General features: G+C 44.2%; 1 protein-coding gene. It reads left to right on the top strand.

The window, feature by feature from the left end:
* Nucleotides 1-278: PDZ domain-containing protein (locus AAEY88_RS13240; protein ID WP_350563134.1), on the top strand; the 278-nt coding region annotated here is incomplete at both ends.

The following is a 278-nucleotide window of genomic DNA, read 5'->3' as shown; positions in this document are numbered from 1 at the left end:
CCAATGGGACTCAAGGTCAGTAAGGTAGCGCGCGCGAGCGCCGCGGCAAAAGCTGGACTCTCAGCACATGATGTTATTATCGCAATTGATGGTATCAAAGCAGATAACAAACAACTAGCACTATTCAATGATGCATCACACGACATTGAATGCCATTTGTTTCGCCGTGATGAGCTGATGACGGTTAAGGTTGTACCGAAAGTCGATACAGATGAGAGTGATGGTTTAGATAAAGTCTTTCCACATAGTATTAGCTTGCGTTTAGCAAAGGCTAATAC

It is taken from the genome of Psychrobacter sp. CAL346-MNA-CIBAN-0220, from assembly GCF_040309805.1.
GTDB lineage: Bacteria > Pseudomonadota > Gammaproteobacteria > Pseudomonadales > Moraxellaceae > Psychrobacter.
Note: the sequence above shows the minus strand (reverse complement) of the source record. Positions and strands in the feature narration are given on the sequence as shown.